The sequence below is a fragment of the Caenispirillum salinarum genome, assembly GCF_044803115.1.
Taxonomy (GTDB): domain Bacteria; phylum Pseudomonadota; class Alphaproteobacteria; order Rhodospirillales; family Rhodospirillaceae; genus Caenispirillum; species Caenispirillum salinarum_A.
The window spans coordinates 402,631-417,860 of record NZ_CP085224.1 but is presented as its reverse complement, the minus strand read 5'-3'; the positions used below and the strand labels follow the sequence as shown (position 1 = coordinate 417,860).

The 15,230-nt window shown below is 69.7% G+C and carries 13 protein-coding genes; 4 read left to right on the top strand and 9 right to left on the bottom strand.

What is annotated here, in order from left to right:
- Positions 1-13: 13 nt before the first annotated feature.
- The 4 genes from LG334_RS01960 to truA form a co-directional block, all read right to left on the bottom strand.
- Positions 14-1,978, bottom strand: a complete 1,965-nt coding sequence (locus LG334_RS01960) for a methyl-accepting chemotaxis protein (RefSeq protein WP_404382794.1) — start codon at positions 1,976-1,978, stop codon at positions 14-16.
- 221 nt (positions 1,979-2,199) lie between these two features.
- On the bottom strand, positions 2,200-3,573 hold the full coding sequence (locus tag LG334_RS01955; protein ID WP_404382792.1) for a rhodanese-like domain-containing protein: 1,374 nt from the start codon (positions 3,571-3,573) through the stop codon (positions 2,200-2,202).
- Between the two features lie 99 nt (positions 3,574-3,672).
- Positions 3,673-3,987 carry a DMT family transporter gene (locus LG334_RS01950; RefSeq protein WP_404382790.1) on the bottom strand — a complete coding sequence of 105 codons (315 nt, stop codon included), beginning with the start codon at positions 3,985-3,987 and terminating at the stop codon, positions 3,673-3,675.
- Positions 3,987-4,739: a tRNA pseudouridine(38-40) synthase TruA gene (gene truA / locus LG334_RS01945; RefSeq protein WP_404382788.1), complete on the bottom strand. Its 753-nt coding sequence runs from the start codon at positions 4,737-4,739 to the stop codon at positions 3,987-3,989. Before truA ends, LG334_RS01950 begins: the two co-directional genes overlap by 1 nt.
- A 173-nt stretch (positions 4,740-4,912) precedes the next feature.
- Here truA and LG334_RS01940 point away from each other — a divergent pair, with 173 nt between their 5' ends.
- The 4 genes from LG334_RS01940 (at position 4,913) to LG334_RS01925 (ending at position 10,406) form a co-directional block, all read left to right on the top strand.
- The gene (locus LG334_RS01940) at positions 4,913-5,995 is read left to right on the top strand and encodes a hypothetical protein (RefSeq protein ID WP_404382786.1); all 1,083 of its coding nucleotides are present in this window, start codon (positions 4,913-4,915) and stop codon (positions 5,993-5,995) included.
- Positions 5,996-6,021: 26 nt separating this feature from the next.
- Positions 6,022-6,495 (top strand): rhodanese-like domain-containing protein, encoded by a 474-nt coding sequence (locus LG334_RS01935; protein WP_404382784.1) that lies wholly within the window; start codon positions 6,022-6,024, stop codon positions 6,493-6,495.
- Positions 6,496-6,696: 201 nt separating this feature from the next.
- The gene (locus LG334_RS01930) at positions 6,697-7,893 is read left to right on the top strand and encodes an aminotransferase class I/II-fold pyridoxal phosphate-dependent enzyme (protein ID WP_404382782.1); all 1,197 of its coding nucleotides are present in this window, start codon (positions 6,697-6,699) and stop codon (positions 7,891-7,893) included.
- Between the two features lie 47 nt (positions 7,894-7,940).
- Entirely contained in the window at positions 7,941-10,406 is a 2,466-nt protein-coding gene (locus LG334_RS01925; protein ID WP_404382780.1) for a DNA translocase FtsK 4TM domain-containing protein, read from the top strand.
- A gap of 34 nt (positions 10,407-10,440) precedes the next feature.
- Here LG334_RS01925 and LG334_RS01920 read toward each other — a convergent pair whose 3' ends face one another.
- The 5 genes from LG334_RS01920 to LG334_RS01900 all read right to left on the bottom strand — a co-directional run bounded on the left by LG334_RS01920 (position 10,441) and on the right by LG334_RS01900 (position 15,206).
- Positions 10,441-11,229 (bottom strand): HesA/MoeB/ThiF family protein, encoded by a 789-nt coding sequence (locus LG334_RS01920; RefSeq protein WP_404382778.1) that lies wholly within the window; start codon positions 11,227-11,229, stop codon positions 10,441-10,443.
- Between the two features lie 100 nt (positions 11,230-11,329).
- Complete coding sequence (cysK, locus tag LG334_RS01915; RefSeq protein ID WP_404382776.1) at positions 11,330-12,307, bottom strand: cysteine synthase A; 978 nt, start codon at positions 12,305-12,307, stop codon at positions 11,330-11,332.
- A 167-nt stretch (positions 12,308-12,474) separates the two neighbouring features.
- On the bottom strand, positions 12,475-12,930 hold the full coding sequence (locus LG334_RS01910; protein WP_404382774.1) for an RrF2 family transcriptional regulator: 456 nt from the start codon (positions 12,928-12,930) through the stop codon (positions 12,475-12,477).
- A gap of 52 nt (positions 12,931-12,982) precedes the next feature.
- On the bottom strand, positions 12,983-14,224 hold the full coding sequence (coaBC, locus tag LG334_RS01905) for a bifunctional phosphopantothenoylcysteine decarboxylase/phosphopantothenate--cysteine ligase CoaBC (RefSeq protein ID WP_404382772.1): 1,242 nt from the start codon (positions 14,222-14,224) through the stop codon (positions 12,983-12,985).
- Between the two features lie 127 nt (positions 14,225-14,351).
- Positions 14,352-15,206 (bottom strand): hypothetical protein, encoded by an 855-nt coding sequence (locus LG334_RS01900; protein WP_404382770.1) that lies wholly within the window; start codon positions 15,204-15,206, stop codon positions 14,352-14,354.
- Positions 15,207-15,230 lie beyond the last annotated feature (24 nt).

Genomic DNA, 15,230 nt, shown 5'->3' with positions numbered 1-15,230 from the left:
CGGCCGCCGCCCCCTACCCCGCCCGCACGCGGCTGAGGAAGCTGCCCACCGCCGACTGAAGCTGTTCGGCGCGGACGTGCAGGTCGTTGGCGCTCTGCAGCACCTGGGTGGCGGCCTGGCCGGTCTCGCCGGCGGCCTGGGTGACGCCGCCGATGGTCGAGGTGACCTCGTGGGTGCCGCGGGCGGCCTGCTGGGTGTTGCGGGCGATTTCCTGGGTCGCGGCGCCCTGCTCCTCCACCGCCGAGGCGATGGCGCCGGCGATCTCGTTGATCTGGTCGATGGTGGACGTCACGCTCTTGATGGCGTTGACCGCCGTCTGCGTCGCCACCTGCACCGACTGGATCTGCTGGCTGATTTCCTCGGTCGCGCGGCCGGTCTGGTTGGCCAGATTTTTCACCTCGTTCGCCACGACGGCGAAGCCCTTGCCCGATTCGCCGGCACGCGCAGCCTCGATGGTCGCGTTCAGCGCCAACAGGTTGGTCTGCTCGGCGATGTCGGTGATCATGTTCACCACCTCGCCGATGCGGCCGGTGGCCTCCAGCAGGCCCTCCACCTGATCGTTGGCGGTGCCGGCCTGGCTGACGGCCTCACGCGCGATGGTGGCCGACTGGTTGACCTGGCGGCTGATTTCCGAAATGGACGCCGACAGTTCCTCGGCGGCCGCGGCCACGGTCTCGACGTTGCTCGACGCTTCCTGGGTGGCATTGGCGACGGTGGAGCACTGGCGGTTGGTGTCGTCGGCGGTGGCCGACATGGCCTCGGCCGTCGACTGCATCTGCGACGCCGAGGAGGTGATGTCGCCGATGGCGCCGGCGACGTCCTGCTCCAGTTCGTCGGCCAGGCCCAGCATGGCCTCGCGGCGGGCTTCCTCCTCCTTGCGGCGAACTTCCTCCTGCTCCTGCTGCAGACGCTCGACCTTGCGGGCGTTGTCGCGGAAGACGCGCACGGCCGCCGCCATCTCGCCGACTTCGTCCTTCTGGCCCTGGGCGGGCACCTCCACCGACAGGTCGCCATCGGCCAGCCGCGCCATGGTCGCCGTCATCTCCGTCACCGGCTTGGCGATGCTGCGGCCGATGAGGAAGGCCGCCGCGACACCCAGCAGCAGGCTGACGGCCGTCAGCGCGATCACCAGGTCGCCGGCGCCCTCCAATTGCGCGTTGGTGGCCTTCTGGATGGCCGTCTCCGAGGCGACGGCCGCCTGCTTCATGGCCGCCGCGCTTTCCGTGATGATGGCGCCCTGGGCCTCCAGCGTCACGTGCGCCGCCTGGATCTCGCCGATCACGCCGGACAGCTCGTTCACGCCGTTCAGGTAGGCGTCGTAAAGCGCGATGGCGGCGTCGGCGTTGGGCATCTGGGCGATGGCCTCGTCGACGGCGAAGAGTTCCTCCCAGATCACGGCGAAGACGTCGTCGGTGGGCTCCAGGAGGTAGCTGGTCACGGCCATCTGGGCCTGAAGCGTGTGCTGGATGAGCCGTGCGGCGCCGGCGAGCTGCGCCAGGGTGCCGTTCTCCAGCACGTCGCGGGCCTCGGCCACCAGTTCGTCCGCCGTCGGCTTCAGCGTGTCCTGGGCGAGCGACACTCGCCGCTCCGCCAGCGCCATGGCCGGCTCAAGCGCCGCCAGATAGGCGTTGTAGGCTGCGGCGATGTTTTCCGCCTGCTCGCCGGCGGCGCCCGCCATAGCCAGGCCCTGGACCTCCGCGATGGCCTCTTCAAGGTCGGCGCGGCTGGCCTCCAGCGCCTCGCGCGCCTCGGCGTCGGGGTTGCTCAGGTATTCGTCGACGCGCCGATCGAAGGCCGAGGCCGTGCGGTCCAGTTCCACGCCCGAGACGGCGCCATGGGCGGCCCCGGCGAAGCGGTCGAAGGAGGTGGACGCCGAGGAGAACACCCAGATGGACGCCGCAGCCACCAGCGCCAGCAGGGCCAGCACCACGAGGAAACCTGCATACAGACGGGTCCTGATGCGCAGTGAAGAGAGCATTGCCGCGACCTTCCTTCCCCAGTCGTGCTTTTTTGGGCCTAGCCCTTTAGGCGGATCGGATAGATCAATTTATACCAATTGCTATGAGGGTTTCCACAACAGCTGCGTCGGCAGCCATGCAAAACCGTCATGGATAATCCCGCCCGGCGGGACCGAACGGGATCTCCTCCCCGCCACGGGCGGGGCCGCGGCGGGACGCAGGTCCGGCACCCCGCGAAGGACTAGGCCGTTTCGTCGCCGCGCTTCAGCCACGCCTGCATGGAGCCCAGAAATACGCCGGCGTCGGCATATCCCGCCCGCGCCAGAACCGAGGCGGCCACGGTGGCGCGGGCGCCGCTGCCGCACATGACGGTATAGCGCCGGTCCCTGGGCAGTTCGTCCAGGCGCGTCGGCAGCTCGCCCACGTAGATCTGTTTCGATCCCGGCACAATCCCGGCCGAAGCCGCCTCGTCGTCAGAGCGCACATCCAGCAGCGTCCAGTCCGCCGGCGGGTCGGCCACCAGGGCCTCCACCTCGACCACGTCGACCACGGGCGCCGCCTCGAACGGGCGCGCTGTGGTCGCGTACCTGGTCATGCCGGCCGGGAAGAAGCCGACCACGCGGTCGTAGCCGATGCGGGCCAGATGCGTGGTCGCCGCCTCGGCCATGGCGGCATCCTCGGCGATCAGGACGATCTCGTCCTCGGGCGCCAGAAGCCAGCCGGCGAAGGCCGGGACCATTCCCACCGCGATGGCCAGAGAGCCCGGCACATGCGCCCCCAGCCACGCCGCCGCCGGCCGCACGTCCAGCAGGACCGCCCGCTTGCCGGCTGCGTCCAGTTCATCGACCGTCAGCACGCGCGGCGCGCCGACGGGCGCGCGCTTGTCCAGGCCGACGCTGTTCAGGTGCTCCATGTGCCGGAAGTAGGGCGGATAGTCGTGATGCTCGGTCACCTTGGCGCGGATGAAGGCGTCGCGGTCGGTGATCTTCAGCATGGGATTGTTCAGGCGCTCGTAGCCCAGCGTGGAGAACTCGCGGTCCGCCATGCCCGAGCCGCAGACCGAGCCCGCCCCGTGCGCCGGATAGAGGATCGTCTGGTCGCCCAGGCCGAGAATCTTTTGCAGCGAATCGAACAACTGGCCGGCCACCCGCTCCTTCTCGTCGGGATAGAAGTCGGTGCGGCCGACGTCGCCGATGAACAGGGCGTCGCCGGTGAACACGCCAACGGCCTCTTCCCCGAACTGGTCGTCGTAGACGGCGATGGAGAGGCTGTCGTGGGTGTGGCCCGGCGTCTCCAGCACCTTCAGCCGCAACCCGCCGCCCAGGTCGACCTCCGTCCCCTCGGGCGCCGTCTCGGCGTAAGCAATGTCGGCGTCGGCGTCGGGACCGTGCAGGACGGCGGCACCTGTCATTCCGGCCAGCACGGGAGCGCCCGAAACATAGTCCTCGTTGCGGTGGGTCTCGATGATGTGGGTGATGGTGGCGCCGTTGTCGCGCGCGATGCGAATGTAGTCCTCGCAGTCGCGGCGAGGGTCGATGACGGCCGCCTTGGCGCCGCCGCCGACCACATAGGACAGGTGGGCCAGGCCCTCGGACTTCACCTTCTCGATGAACATGGCGCGGCTCCCTTCTTGTTGCGAACACGCTAATATACGTGCTGCAGGAACGGCCGCGGGGCGCCGCCCGGTTGCCCGACCAGAAGGAGGACGAAACCGCTAATCGGCCAGCGCCAGCCCGACCACGCCGATGGTGATAAGCAGGATGCAGGCCACCTTCACCAGTCCCATGCTCTCGCCGAAGACCAGGGCGCCGATGACCGCCGTCGCCACCGTGCCGACGCCCGACCAGATGGCATAGGTGATGCCCACGCCCATGGTCCGCAGCGTCAGGGTCAGCAGCGCGAAGGCCGCAGCGTAGCAGACGAAGATCGCCACCGACGGCACCAGCTTGGTGAAGCCCTCGCTCAGCTTCATGCTGGTGGTGCCGGCGACTTCGAAGGCGATGGCAAGCGTCAGGGTCAGCCAGGACATCAGGCGTCGTGCTCCGGATAGCGCACCGAAAGGAAGTACAGGCCCTGGGGCGGCGCGGTAGGGCCGCCGGCGGCGCGGTTGCGGGCGTCGAGCGCCCGTTGCAGGTCGTCGGCCGTCCACTTGCCCTCGCCCACCAGCTTCAGCGCGCCGGCCATGTTGCGCACCTGGTGATGGAGGAACGACCGGGCGCGGACGAACAGCCGCACCTCCTCGCCCTCGCGGGTGACGGCCAGTTCGTCCAGCGTCTTCACCGGCGACCGGGCCTGGCATTCCTTGGCGCGGAAGGTGGAGAAATCATGGTGGCCGACCAGGATCTGCCCGGCGGCGTGCATGGCCGCGGCGTCAAGGTCCGGGCCCACCCACCAGACCCGCCCCGCGTCCAGCGCCGGCGGGCTGCGGCGGTTGAGGATGCGGTAGACGTAGGACCGTTCCCGCGCCGAGAAGCGGGCGTGAAAGTCCTCGTCCACCTGCTCCACGTCGCGGATGCTGATGGGGTGCTTGCGCAGATGGGCGTTCAGCGCGTCGCGCACCCTGGCCGGCGGGTCGTGGCGCGGCAGGTCCACATGGGCCACCTGCCCCAGCGCGTGGACGCCGGAGTCGGTGCGGCCGGAGCCGTGGACGACGGCGTCGACCTGGCAATAGCCGGCGACGGCGGTCTCCAGGGCTTCCTGGACGGACAGGCCGTTGGCCTGGCGCTGCCAGCCGACGAAGGGGCCGCCGTCGTATTCGATGGTGAGCTTGAAGCGTGGCATGGCGGTTCTTTTACCCAAGACGCCGCCGCCGCGCCAGCACGCGGGATGCCGCTCTGCGCGGCGCGCGCATCTTTCCTTGACCGTACTCCTGATATGGTAGAATGACGAAACGCCGGCCCGGCTGGGCCGCACCGCACCGCACCGCACCTCCGGCAGGGAAGGGACCGCCGCACATGGCCGCGCGCAAGCCGGTGACGCCGATCGTCGATTCCGACATGGACAGCCTGTACGTGCTGCCGCTCGAGATCATTCCCATCGAGACCAAGGCGCTGCAGCGATCCCGCATGATCAAGAACCACCACCTGCGCAGCGTGGTGGAGGTGTTCTCGGAGCGCGAGACGGGCTCGGGCCAGATCGAGGTGGAGGCCCTGCCCAAGATGTTCGGCTGGACCCCGCCCGAGGACGAGGACGAGGACGACAAGGACGACGACGAGCCGCGCAAGCCGCACCCCGACCTGGTGACCCTGCGCCAGCTTTCCCTGCTGCCCACCTACGACGTGTTCAGCTTGCGCATCCTGCTGCGCAAGATGGACATTCCGGTGCGCGAGAACGCCGCGCTGAAGCTGAGTCCCGAGAAGAACCGCGAGCTTGGCGACTACATGACCAAGTTCACGCGGCCGCTGATCATGCAGATCTACGGCGACTCCGACGTCTCCATCCACGACTTCGACGACATCATCCGCCTGTTCCGCGATCCCGACGTGCGCAAGGCGCGCGAAAAGCTGAAGATCATGGCGCAGAAGCTTGATATCGACGTCATGGAGATTCCCAAGTTCCTGGAGGACTACGGCGACATCTTCCTGTCGCTCAGCTACTATCGCCAGTGCCTGGACCGCATCCAGCCGCTGCTGGACAACTTCCTGGACAGCATGGAGGCGCTGCGCAACAACTGGCAGCTGCGCAACGACCAGCAGCTCATGCAGACCTGCCGCATGATGGAAGCCCGCCTGAACGAGTTGTCGGCGGCCGTGACCGGGCGGTTCGAAAACTTCGACCGCTCCACCAACGAAATGTGGGACAACATCTCCGCCATCCGCTTCCAGCGGGTGAAGGAGCTGATCCAGAGCTACCACACCGAAATCGGCGGCGTGCTCTGCGCGTTGACGGTGAAGCTGAACGCCTGGGTGCGCCAGTTCCCCGGCGATGTGGACTCGGCCCCCGTGCGCCGGGCGGAGTTCATCATGACGCAGATGCGCCAGGGCTTCGACCGCATCCAGAAAATGTCCAACTCCAATCCCATGCTGTCGCAGCTCTGACCCCGTTGCCGGAAAGGCCCCTGTCGATGATGGTTTTGCGCCGCACCGCCGCCGCTCTCCTGCTACTTGGCGCGAGCCTGCTGGGTCCCGCCGTGGCGTGGGAGGCGCGTGCGGCCGGGGCGCCGGAAGCCGGCGTCACTCCGTCGGCGCACGCCTGGGCCGACGTGGGGCCGGAGGCCTTCGCCAAGCTGGCGGCCGACGGCGTGACGGTGATCGACGTGCGCACGCCCGAGGAATGGCGGGAAACGGGCATCATCCCCGGTGCCAAGACGATCATGGCGTTCGACGAGAACGGCCCGGTGCGCACCTTTCCCGAGGCGCTTCTGGCCGCCGCCCCGCCGGATGCGCCGGTGGCCATCTACTGCCGCTCGGGCAACCGCTCCGCCGCAGTCGCCAGCTTCGCCGCCAAGCGCTTGGGCTACCCCCAGGTCTACAACCTGGAACCCGGCATCAAGGGCTGGGTGCGCGAGGGACGGCCGATGACGGAGTGGACGGAGTAGGGGCGGCTCCGCGCGCGTGTCCTCAGGCGACCGGCGCCGCGGGACCAACCTGGGCCCGTCCCCCAGCCCCGTCCCGATCGAAAGCCTTGTGACCGACCGGCAACACCGCGTCCGCCACCCCGCGCGGCGGTGGCGGTCCCGCTTGTGCGGCGGGGCGGCGCCCTGTATCGTGTTTCCGCTTTGTCCACAGGAAGTTGCCGCATGAAGTTCAACCAGCGTCTCGACCGGCTGAGCGAATACCCCTTCGCTCGCCTCAACGCCCTCCTCCAGGACATCCCGGCGCCCGCGGACGGCGGCATGATCCTCTCCATCGGCGAGCCGCAGCATGCCTCGCCCGCCCTGCTGACCGAAACGGCGGCGGCGCACGCGCATCTGTGGAACAAGTACCCGCCGGTCAACGGCACGCCAGACCACCGCGCCGCCGTGGCCGAGTGGGCGACGCGGCGCTACGGCCTGCCCGACGGCATGGTGGAAGCCGATCGCCACATCCTGCCCGTCGCCGGCACGCGGGAGGCCCTGTTCATGCTGGGCGAGGTCGCCATTCCCAGCGACGAGTCCGCGCGCACGCCGCTGGTCGCCATGCCCAACCCCTTCTACCAGGTCTACCTGGGCGCGGCGGTGATGAACGGGGCGGAGCCGTTGATGCTGACGGCCGGCGCCGAGACCGGCTTCCTGCCCGATGTGGCGGGGCTGCCGGGAGACGTGCTCGACCGTCTCGCCATCGTCTACTACTGCTCGCCGGCCAACCCGCAGGGCGCGGTGGCGACGCTGGATCAGTGGAAGACCCTGGTGCGGCTGGCCCGCGACCACGATTTCCTGCTGGTCGCCGACGAATGCTATTCGGAAATCTGGCGCGACGCACCGCCGCCGGGCGCGCTGGACGCCTGCCGCGAGTTGGGCGGGGACCTGTCCAACGTGGTTGTGTTCAATTCCTTGTCGAAGCGCTCCAGCGTGCCGGGGCTGCGCTCGGGCTTCGTGCTGGGGGACCCGGAGGTCATCGCCCGCTTCGCCCGCCTCCGCAGCTATTCCGCAGCCGGCACCGCGCTGCCGCTGCTGGCCGCCGCCGCCGCCCTGTGGCGGGACGAGGCGCATGTGGAGGAGAACCGTGCCCTCTACCAGGACAAGATGGCCGCCGCCGACCGCATCCTCGGCCCCAAGCTGGGGCTTGAGACGGTGGCCCCGGCCGGCGGGTTCTTCCTGTGGCTGGACGTCGGCGACGGCGAGGCCGTCACCCGCCGGCTGTGGGCCGAAGCCGGCATCAAGGTGCTGCCCGGCCGCTACCTGACGGTGGACGAGGCCGACGGCTCCAACGCCGGGGCGCCGTACATCCGCATGGCCCTGGTCCACGACCAGCAGAAGACCGAAGCCGCCCTGACCCGCATTGCCGAGGTGCTGTAAGCGCCGCCGCCAGACGCCCGCCGCCCAGACCGACGGAGACATTCCCCATGGCTCGCTCGTCCTCCCGCAAGGCGCCCGCCCGCAATCCGTTCCTGCCGCCCGAAATGGTGGCGGCGGCGCGGGACGGGGCGGCGCGGGTGCTGGGCCTGGGGCTGGTGGCCCTCGTCGGCGTGGTGGCGACGGCGCTGCTGACCTACACGCCGGGAGACCCGTCGTGGAACCTGGCGCGCGAGGGCGACCCGGCCAACGCCCTGGGCCTGTTCGGCGCCTCGCTGTCTGACGGGCTGCTGCAGGCGCTGGGGCTGGCGGCGGCGCTGCCCCTGCTGGCGGTACTGAGCTGGGGCGTGCGGCTGATTTCCGGCCAGCCGGTGACGGCGTCGTGGGCCCGCACCGTCGGGCTGATCGGCGCCGCCATCCTGGTGAGCCTGGGCCTGTCCGCCCTGCCGACGCCGCCCGACTGGCCCATCGCGGCGGGGCTTGGCGGCGCGGCGGGCGCGCTTTTGCTGAATGCGGCCGGCGATGCGGCGGCGGATCTGGGCGCGGCTGACCTGCGCGGCGTCTTCGCCGCGACCGGGGCGGGGCTGGGCGCCCTGCTGTTCCTGTGGACCGCGCATGTGCGGTTCGACGAATGGCGCCGCGCCATTGCCTCCGTCAAGGCGATCCCCGACGCCGTGCTGGATGCGGGCGGCCGCCTGAAATCCGCCGTCGCCCGCCGCCGCGACGAACTGACCGCCGACGAGGCCGACGCCGAGGCGCCGCCCCGCCGCCGACGCCGGGTGGAGCCCTCGGTCACCGACCGGCGCGAACCCATCCTGCGCGACGCCCAGCCGAGCCGCCCAGCCGCGCCCGCCGCCGGGGCCGCCGCCTCGGCGGCGTCGGACCTGGTGGTCAGCCAGCCGCGCAAGGCGCCCAGCAAGCGCGAGAGGGAAAGCCGTCAGGGCTCCCTCCTGCCGCCGGACCCGCACGAAGGCTGGGTGTTCCCGCCGCTCGACCTGCTGGCCCCGCCCGACCCGGCAGAGGCCAACCCGCTGGACGAGGACGCCCTGGAGGCCAACGCCCGCATGCTCGAGGGCGTGCTGGCGGACTTCGGCGTCAAGGGCCAGATCGTGAAGGTCCGCCCCGGCCCCGTCGTAACGCTCTATGAGCTGGAACCCGCGCCCGGCACCAAGACCAGCCGCGTCATCGGGCTGGCCGACGACATCGCGCGGTCCATGGCCGCGGTGTCGGTGCGAATCGCCGTTATTCCCGGCCGCAGCGTCATCGGCATCGAGTTGCCCAACCGCAAGCGCGAGGTGGTGCGCTTCCGCGAGTTGATGGCCGCCGACGAGTTCGAGAAGTCCGGCCAGAACCTGTGCCTGGCGCTCGGCAAGGATATCGGCGGCGCGGCCCAGTACGTGGACCTTGCGCGCATGCCGCACCTGCTGATCGCCGGCACCACGGGCTCGGGCAAGTCGGTGGCGGTGAACACCATGATCTGTTCGCTGCTCTACCGCATGACGCCGGACCAGTGCCGCTTCATCATGATCGACCCCAAGATGCTGGAGCTGTCGGCCTACGACGGCATCCCGCACCTGCTCTCGCCGGTGGTCACCGACCCGCACAAGGCCGTCGTGGCCCTGAAATGGGCGGTGCGCGAGATGGAAAACCGCTACCGCCTGATGAGCCAACTCGGCGTGCGCAACGTCGCGGGCTACAACGCCAAGGTCGCCGAGGCCGCCAGGACCGAAAAGGGCCTGACGCGCACCGTGCAGACGGGCTTCGATCCCGACACCGGCAAGCCCATCTTCGAGGAGCAATCCTTGAGCCTCACGCCGCTGCCGTTCATCGTGGTCATCGTCGACGAAATGGCCGACCTGATGCTGGTGGCCGGCAAGGACGTGGAGGCCGCCATCCAGCGTCTGGCGCAAATGGCGCGCGCCGCCGGCATCCACATCATCATGGCGACGCAACGGCCTTCGGTGGATGTCATCACCGGCACCATCAAGGCCAACTTCCCCACCCGCATCAGCTTCCAGGTGACCAGCAAGATCGACAGCCGCACCATCCTGGGCGAGCAGGGCGCCGAGCAGCTTCTGGGGCAGGGCGACATGCTCTACATGGCCGCCGGCGGGCGCATCACCCGCGTCCACGGGCCGTTCGCCAGCGACGAGGAAGTGGAAAAGATCGTCGGCCACCTGCGCGACCAGGGCGAGCCGGATTATGTCGACAGCGTCACGGAGGAGAGCGACGACGACACCGCCGCCATGGCCGCCATTCCCGGCTTCGGCGAGGACGCCGGCGGCGGGCCGGGCGGCGGCAACGGGTCCTCGGGCGACGAGTTGTACGACCAGGCGGTGGCGCTGGTGGCGCGGGAGCGCAAGGCGTCCACCAGCTTCGTGCAGCGCCACCTGCAAATCGGCTACAACCGCGCCGCCCGCATCATCGAGCGCATGGAGAAGGAAGGCGTGGTGTCGAAGGCCAACCACGTCGGCAAACGCGAGGTCCTGGCCCCGCCCATGGTGGAGATGGACTGAGCGCCCCCGACCGGCGCCGCGGGACCAAAGGGTATCAGCCCTTGTGCCGCGACAGATCGGTGATGGTGGGTTCGTCGCCACACAGGGCGCAGCCCGGATCGCGCGGGACGCGCACCGTGCGGACCTCGGCGGCCAGCGCATCCCAGATCATCAGGCGGCCGCTCAGGCTTTCCCCGACGCCCAGGATCTCCTTCAGCACCTCGGTCGCCTGCAGCGATCCGACCACCCCCGGCACCGCCCCCAGCACGCCGGCCTGGGCGCAGGTGGGTGACGAGCCGGCCGGCGGGATGTCGCCGTAGATGCAGCGGTAGCACGGGCCGCCGCGATGGGTGGCAAACGTGCTCACCTGGCCGTCGAAGCGCAGGATGGCGCCGGAAACCAGCGTCTTTCCGGCCAGATGGCAGGCGTCGTTGACCAGGAACCGCGTCTCGAAGTTGTCCGAGCCGTCGGCGACGATGTCGTAGCCGTCGATCAGCTCAAGCGCATTGCCGGCCGTCAGGCGGGTCTTGTGGGGGACGACGGTGACGTCGGGGTTGAGCGCCCGCAACCGCTGCGCCGCGCTTTCGACCTTGGGCACGCCGACGCTGTTCGAGTCGTGCATCACCTGGCGTTGCAGGTTGGACAGGTCGACGGTGTCATCATCAATGATGCCCAACGTCCCCACCCCCGCCGCCGCCAGATACAGCCCGAGCGGCGAGCCCAGCCCGCCGGCGCCGATGAGCAGCACGCGGGCGTTCAGCAATGCCTCCTGCCCGGCCCCGCCCACTTCGCGCAGGATGATGTGGCGGGCGTAGCGGTTGATCTGCGCGTCGGTGAAGTCCATGGAGCAGCCTGTTCTCGACTCTGGAAACGGAAAGGCGCCGGCCCGCGACAACGGACCGGCGCCCACCGGAATATCACGGTTCATCCGTGATATGGAGGGGTCACGCCTCCTCGAACAGGGGCGTGGACAGGTAGCGCTCGGCGAAGCTGGGCAGGATGATGACGATGGTCTTGCCGGCCATGTCGTCGCGCTGCGCCACTTCCAGCGCCGCCGCGATGGCCGCGCCCGAGCTGATGCCGACCGGCAGGCCCTCCAGCTTGGCCGCCTTGCGGGCGGTCTCGAAGCTGGTTTCGTTGCCGATCTTGATGACCTCGTCGATCAGGTCGCGGCCCAGCACGCCCGGCACGAAGCCGGCGCCGATGCCCTGGATCTTGTGCGGACCCGGCGCGCCGCCCGACAGGATGGGGCTGTCCTCGGGCTCGACCGCGATCATCTTCAGGCCGGGCTTGCGCTCCTTCAGAACCTGGCCGACGCCCGTCAGCGTGCCGCCGGTGCCCACGCCCGAGATGATGACGTCCACCTGGCCGTCCGTGTCGTTCCAGATTTCCTCGGCGGTGGTGTTGCGGTGGATCTCCGGGTTGGCCGGGTTCTCGAACTGCTGGAGCATGTAGGCGTTTTCGTGCTCCTCGACCAGTTCCTTGGCCTTGGCGACGGCGCCCTTCATGCCGTTGGGGGCCGGCGTCAGCACGATCTCGGCGCCCAGGTGCTTGAGCATCTTGCGGCGTTCGATGGACATGCTTTCCGGCATGGTCAGGATCAGGCGGTAGCCCTTGGCGGCGCACACGAAGGCCAGCGCGATACCCGTGTTGCCGGACGTCGGCTCGATCAGCACCGTGTCCTTGGTGATCTTGCCGGCGGCCTCGGCGGCTTCGACCATCGCCAGACCGATGCGGTCCTTGACGCTGGCCAGCGGGTTGAAGAACTCGCACTTGCCCAGCACCGTCGCCTTGGCGCCGGCATCGGCCGCAAGTCGGCCGAGCTTCACCAGCGGCGTGGCGCCGATGGTCTGGAGGATGTTGTCATAGACCTTGCCGCGGAACTCGGGCTTGGTCTTGGCGAGGGTGCTGGCTTCGGTCATCGCTAAAACCCCGTTTTCTTGTGTAATACGTTCAAGAACCAACGCTCTTGAGTGTATTTATAAGAGGGATTCGCCGACATGCAATCCCCGTCTCGCATTCGGCCACGGGAAATTCCGACGCAACGGCACGGGGATACCGCCCCAAGCGGCCAGGTAAGGCCATTGCCTCAGATGGTGAAGTCCATGGCCTTGTGGGCCTCGCTCTCCAGGCCCGACTGGAAGGCCTTGGTGCACAGGTCGTCGATGGTGATGGAATCCAGCCGTTCCATGACCTCCTCCTGCAACTCGCCCCACAGCGGCCGCACCACATTGACGCCCAACGGGCTGCCGGGCAGGTCCTTGTAGGGATCTTCCGCCGCCTCCATGGTCTGCACCACGCGCACGATCTCGCCCACCGTCACCCGCCGACGCTCGCGCGCTAGGCGGTAGCCGCCCTTGGGGCCGCGCACGCCGACCAGGATTCCCGACCGCACCAGGTGTTGCAGGGTCTGCTCCAGATAGCGGCGCGGGATGCCCTGGCGGCGGGTGATCTCGCGGCTCTGCACGGGCTCCCCGGCGGCATGGTAGGCGATGTCCAGGACCGCCTCGATGGCGAACAGCAGTTTCTTGGAGGGGCGGAGCATGGCGTTTTCTCGTCGGTGCGTGGGTCCGGGAAGCGGGTCGGGTGCGCGCGGATCAGGCCGGCGCGGCGGCGGTGGTGGCGGTGGCGGTGGCGGTCAGGGCCCGGGCGATGCGGTCGGCCAGACGCGCGGCGGCGTCGGTCTTGTCCAGCGTCGGCCACTCTTCGGTGCCGTCGCCCGTGATGAGGTGCAGCGTGTTGCGGTCGCCGCCGAAGGTGCCGGTGGCCGGCGAGACGTCGTTGGCGAGAATCCAGTCGCAGCCCTTGCGGGCGCGCTTGGCGGCGGCGTGATCGAGCACGTTTTCCGTCTCGGCGGCAAAACCCACCACCAGGGCCGGACGGTCGGGCCCGGCGGCCGACAGGGTCGCCAGGATGTCCGGGTTCTCGGTGAAGGACAGCGCCGGCGCCGCACCGCCGGCGGTCTTCTTGATCTTCTGGCCGGCCGCCTCCACCCGCCAGTCGGCCACGGCGGCGGCGCAGACGGCGATGTCGGCGGGCAGGGCGCCTTGGCAGGCCTCCAGCATCTCGCGCGCGCTCTCCACCTTCACCACGCGCACGCCCGCCGGGTCGGGCAGGGCAACGGGACCGGAAACCAGCGTCACCTCGGCCCCCAGGGCGGCCAGGGCGGCGGCGATGGCGTGGCCCTGCTTGCCCGAGGAGCGGTTGGCGATATAGCGCACCGGATCAATGGCCTCGTGCGTCGGGCCGCTGGTCACCAGCGCGCGGCGGCCGGCAAGCGGCTTCGGCGCGTCGTCCTTGGCGAAGACCTCTTCCACGGCGGCGATGATCTCGGGCACCTCGGCCATGCGGCCCGCGCCCGTCTCGCCGCAGGCCAGGTCGCCGGCGTTGGGGCCGACGGTCAGGATGCCGCGGCTTTTCAGCGTGCGCAGGTTGGCCTGCGTCGCGGCGTGCGACCACATGAAGGTGTTCATGGCCGGGGCGAGGAGGACCGGCTTGTCCGTCGCCAGCAGCGCGGTCGTCGCCAAATCATCGGCCATCCCGGCGGCCATTTTCGCCATCAGGTCGGCGGTGCCGGGGGCGACCAGCACCAGGTCGGCCTCGCGCGACAGGCGGATGTGGCCCATCTCCGCCTCGTCGGTCAGGCTGAACAGGTCCTGATAGACCTTTTCTTCCGACAATGCGGCGACGGACAGCGGCGTGACGAACTGGGCGCCACCCTTCGTCAGGATGCAGCGCACGGCGGCGCCGCGGTCGCGCAGGCGGCGGATCAGGTCCAGCGACTTGTAGGCGGCGATGCCGCCGGAAATGATGAGCAGGATGCGGCGCCCGTCGAGCATGTGCGCGGTCCGTTCATTATTTTCACGAAATACAGGTGTGTTTAAGGTAGCGATCACCGCGCCGCTCTGCAAGATACTCCGCGCTCGTGGTGTGAAACTTTTCACGCCGATGCGGAGGCGCCGCCGGTCAGTTCCGTCCGCCCAGGCCCAGCAGCCGTTTCAGGCGCTGGCCCAGGCTCGGCCGGTCGCCCGCCAGTGCGGCGATGTCGTGGATGGCCGCGGCATCGCGACAGAAGGCGCGGTAGCCGTCGCTGACCGCCAGCGGCACGCCGACCGCCGCCGCATAGTCCTCCAGCGTGCCGCCGCCCTGGCGATGGGCCCACAGCGCGAAGGAGATTTCCTGCCCCCACCAGCCGGCCTCCGCGGGCTCCAGCGCCGCCGCCAGGGCCGCGGTCTGGGCGGGGGCCCCGGCATCGGGGTAGGTGGGCCAGATATCGGCGTACAGGACGTCGGGCCGCGTCCCCGCCAGCGCCGTGCGCAGGCGCTCGGGCACGGCGGGGTCCAGGGCGTCGGCCTCCACCAGCGTGATCTTCTCGCGCCCCTTCCAGGCGTCGAAGTCCGTCGCCGCGCGCAGCACGGCCAGGACTTCGGGCGCATTGTCGACCACCACCACACGCTCCACCTCGGGCTTCGCGGCAACGGCGTTGACGTACATGCCCATGCCCAGGCCGAAGACCACCACCGTTCCCCGCGCCCGGTGGACGTGCCAGGCGTGGCTCTCCTGCTCCATCACCCCGGTGGACATCCAGGGCACGCGGTCGCGGTAGAGCACCCAGCGCACCGGCTCCACCACCGCGCGGGTGACATAACCGTGGGCCAGGCTGCCGCGATGGCGCTCCAGCCGCCAGGGGCCGACGCGGGCGGGGCGGTATTCGGGCAGGGGAAACAAGCCGAAGCCGTACAGCGCCCGCATGTCGCGGGCGGCATCCAGGCTGTAGGGCCGTGGCATGGCGGCGGCGGGTTTGGCGCGATCGGCGGTCATGGCGGGTGCCACGGTAACACAGCC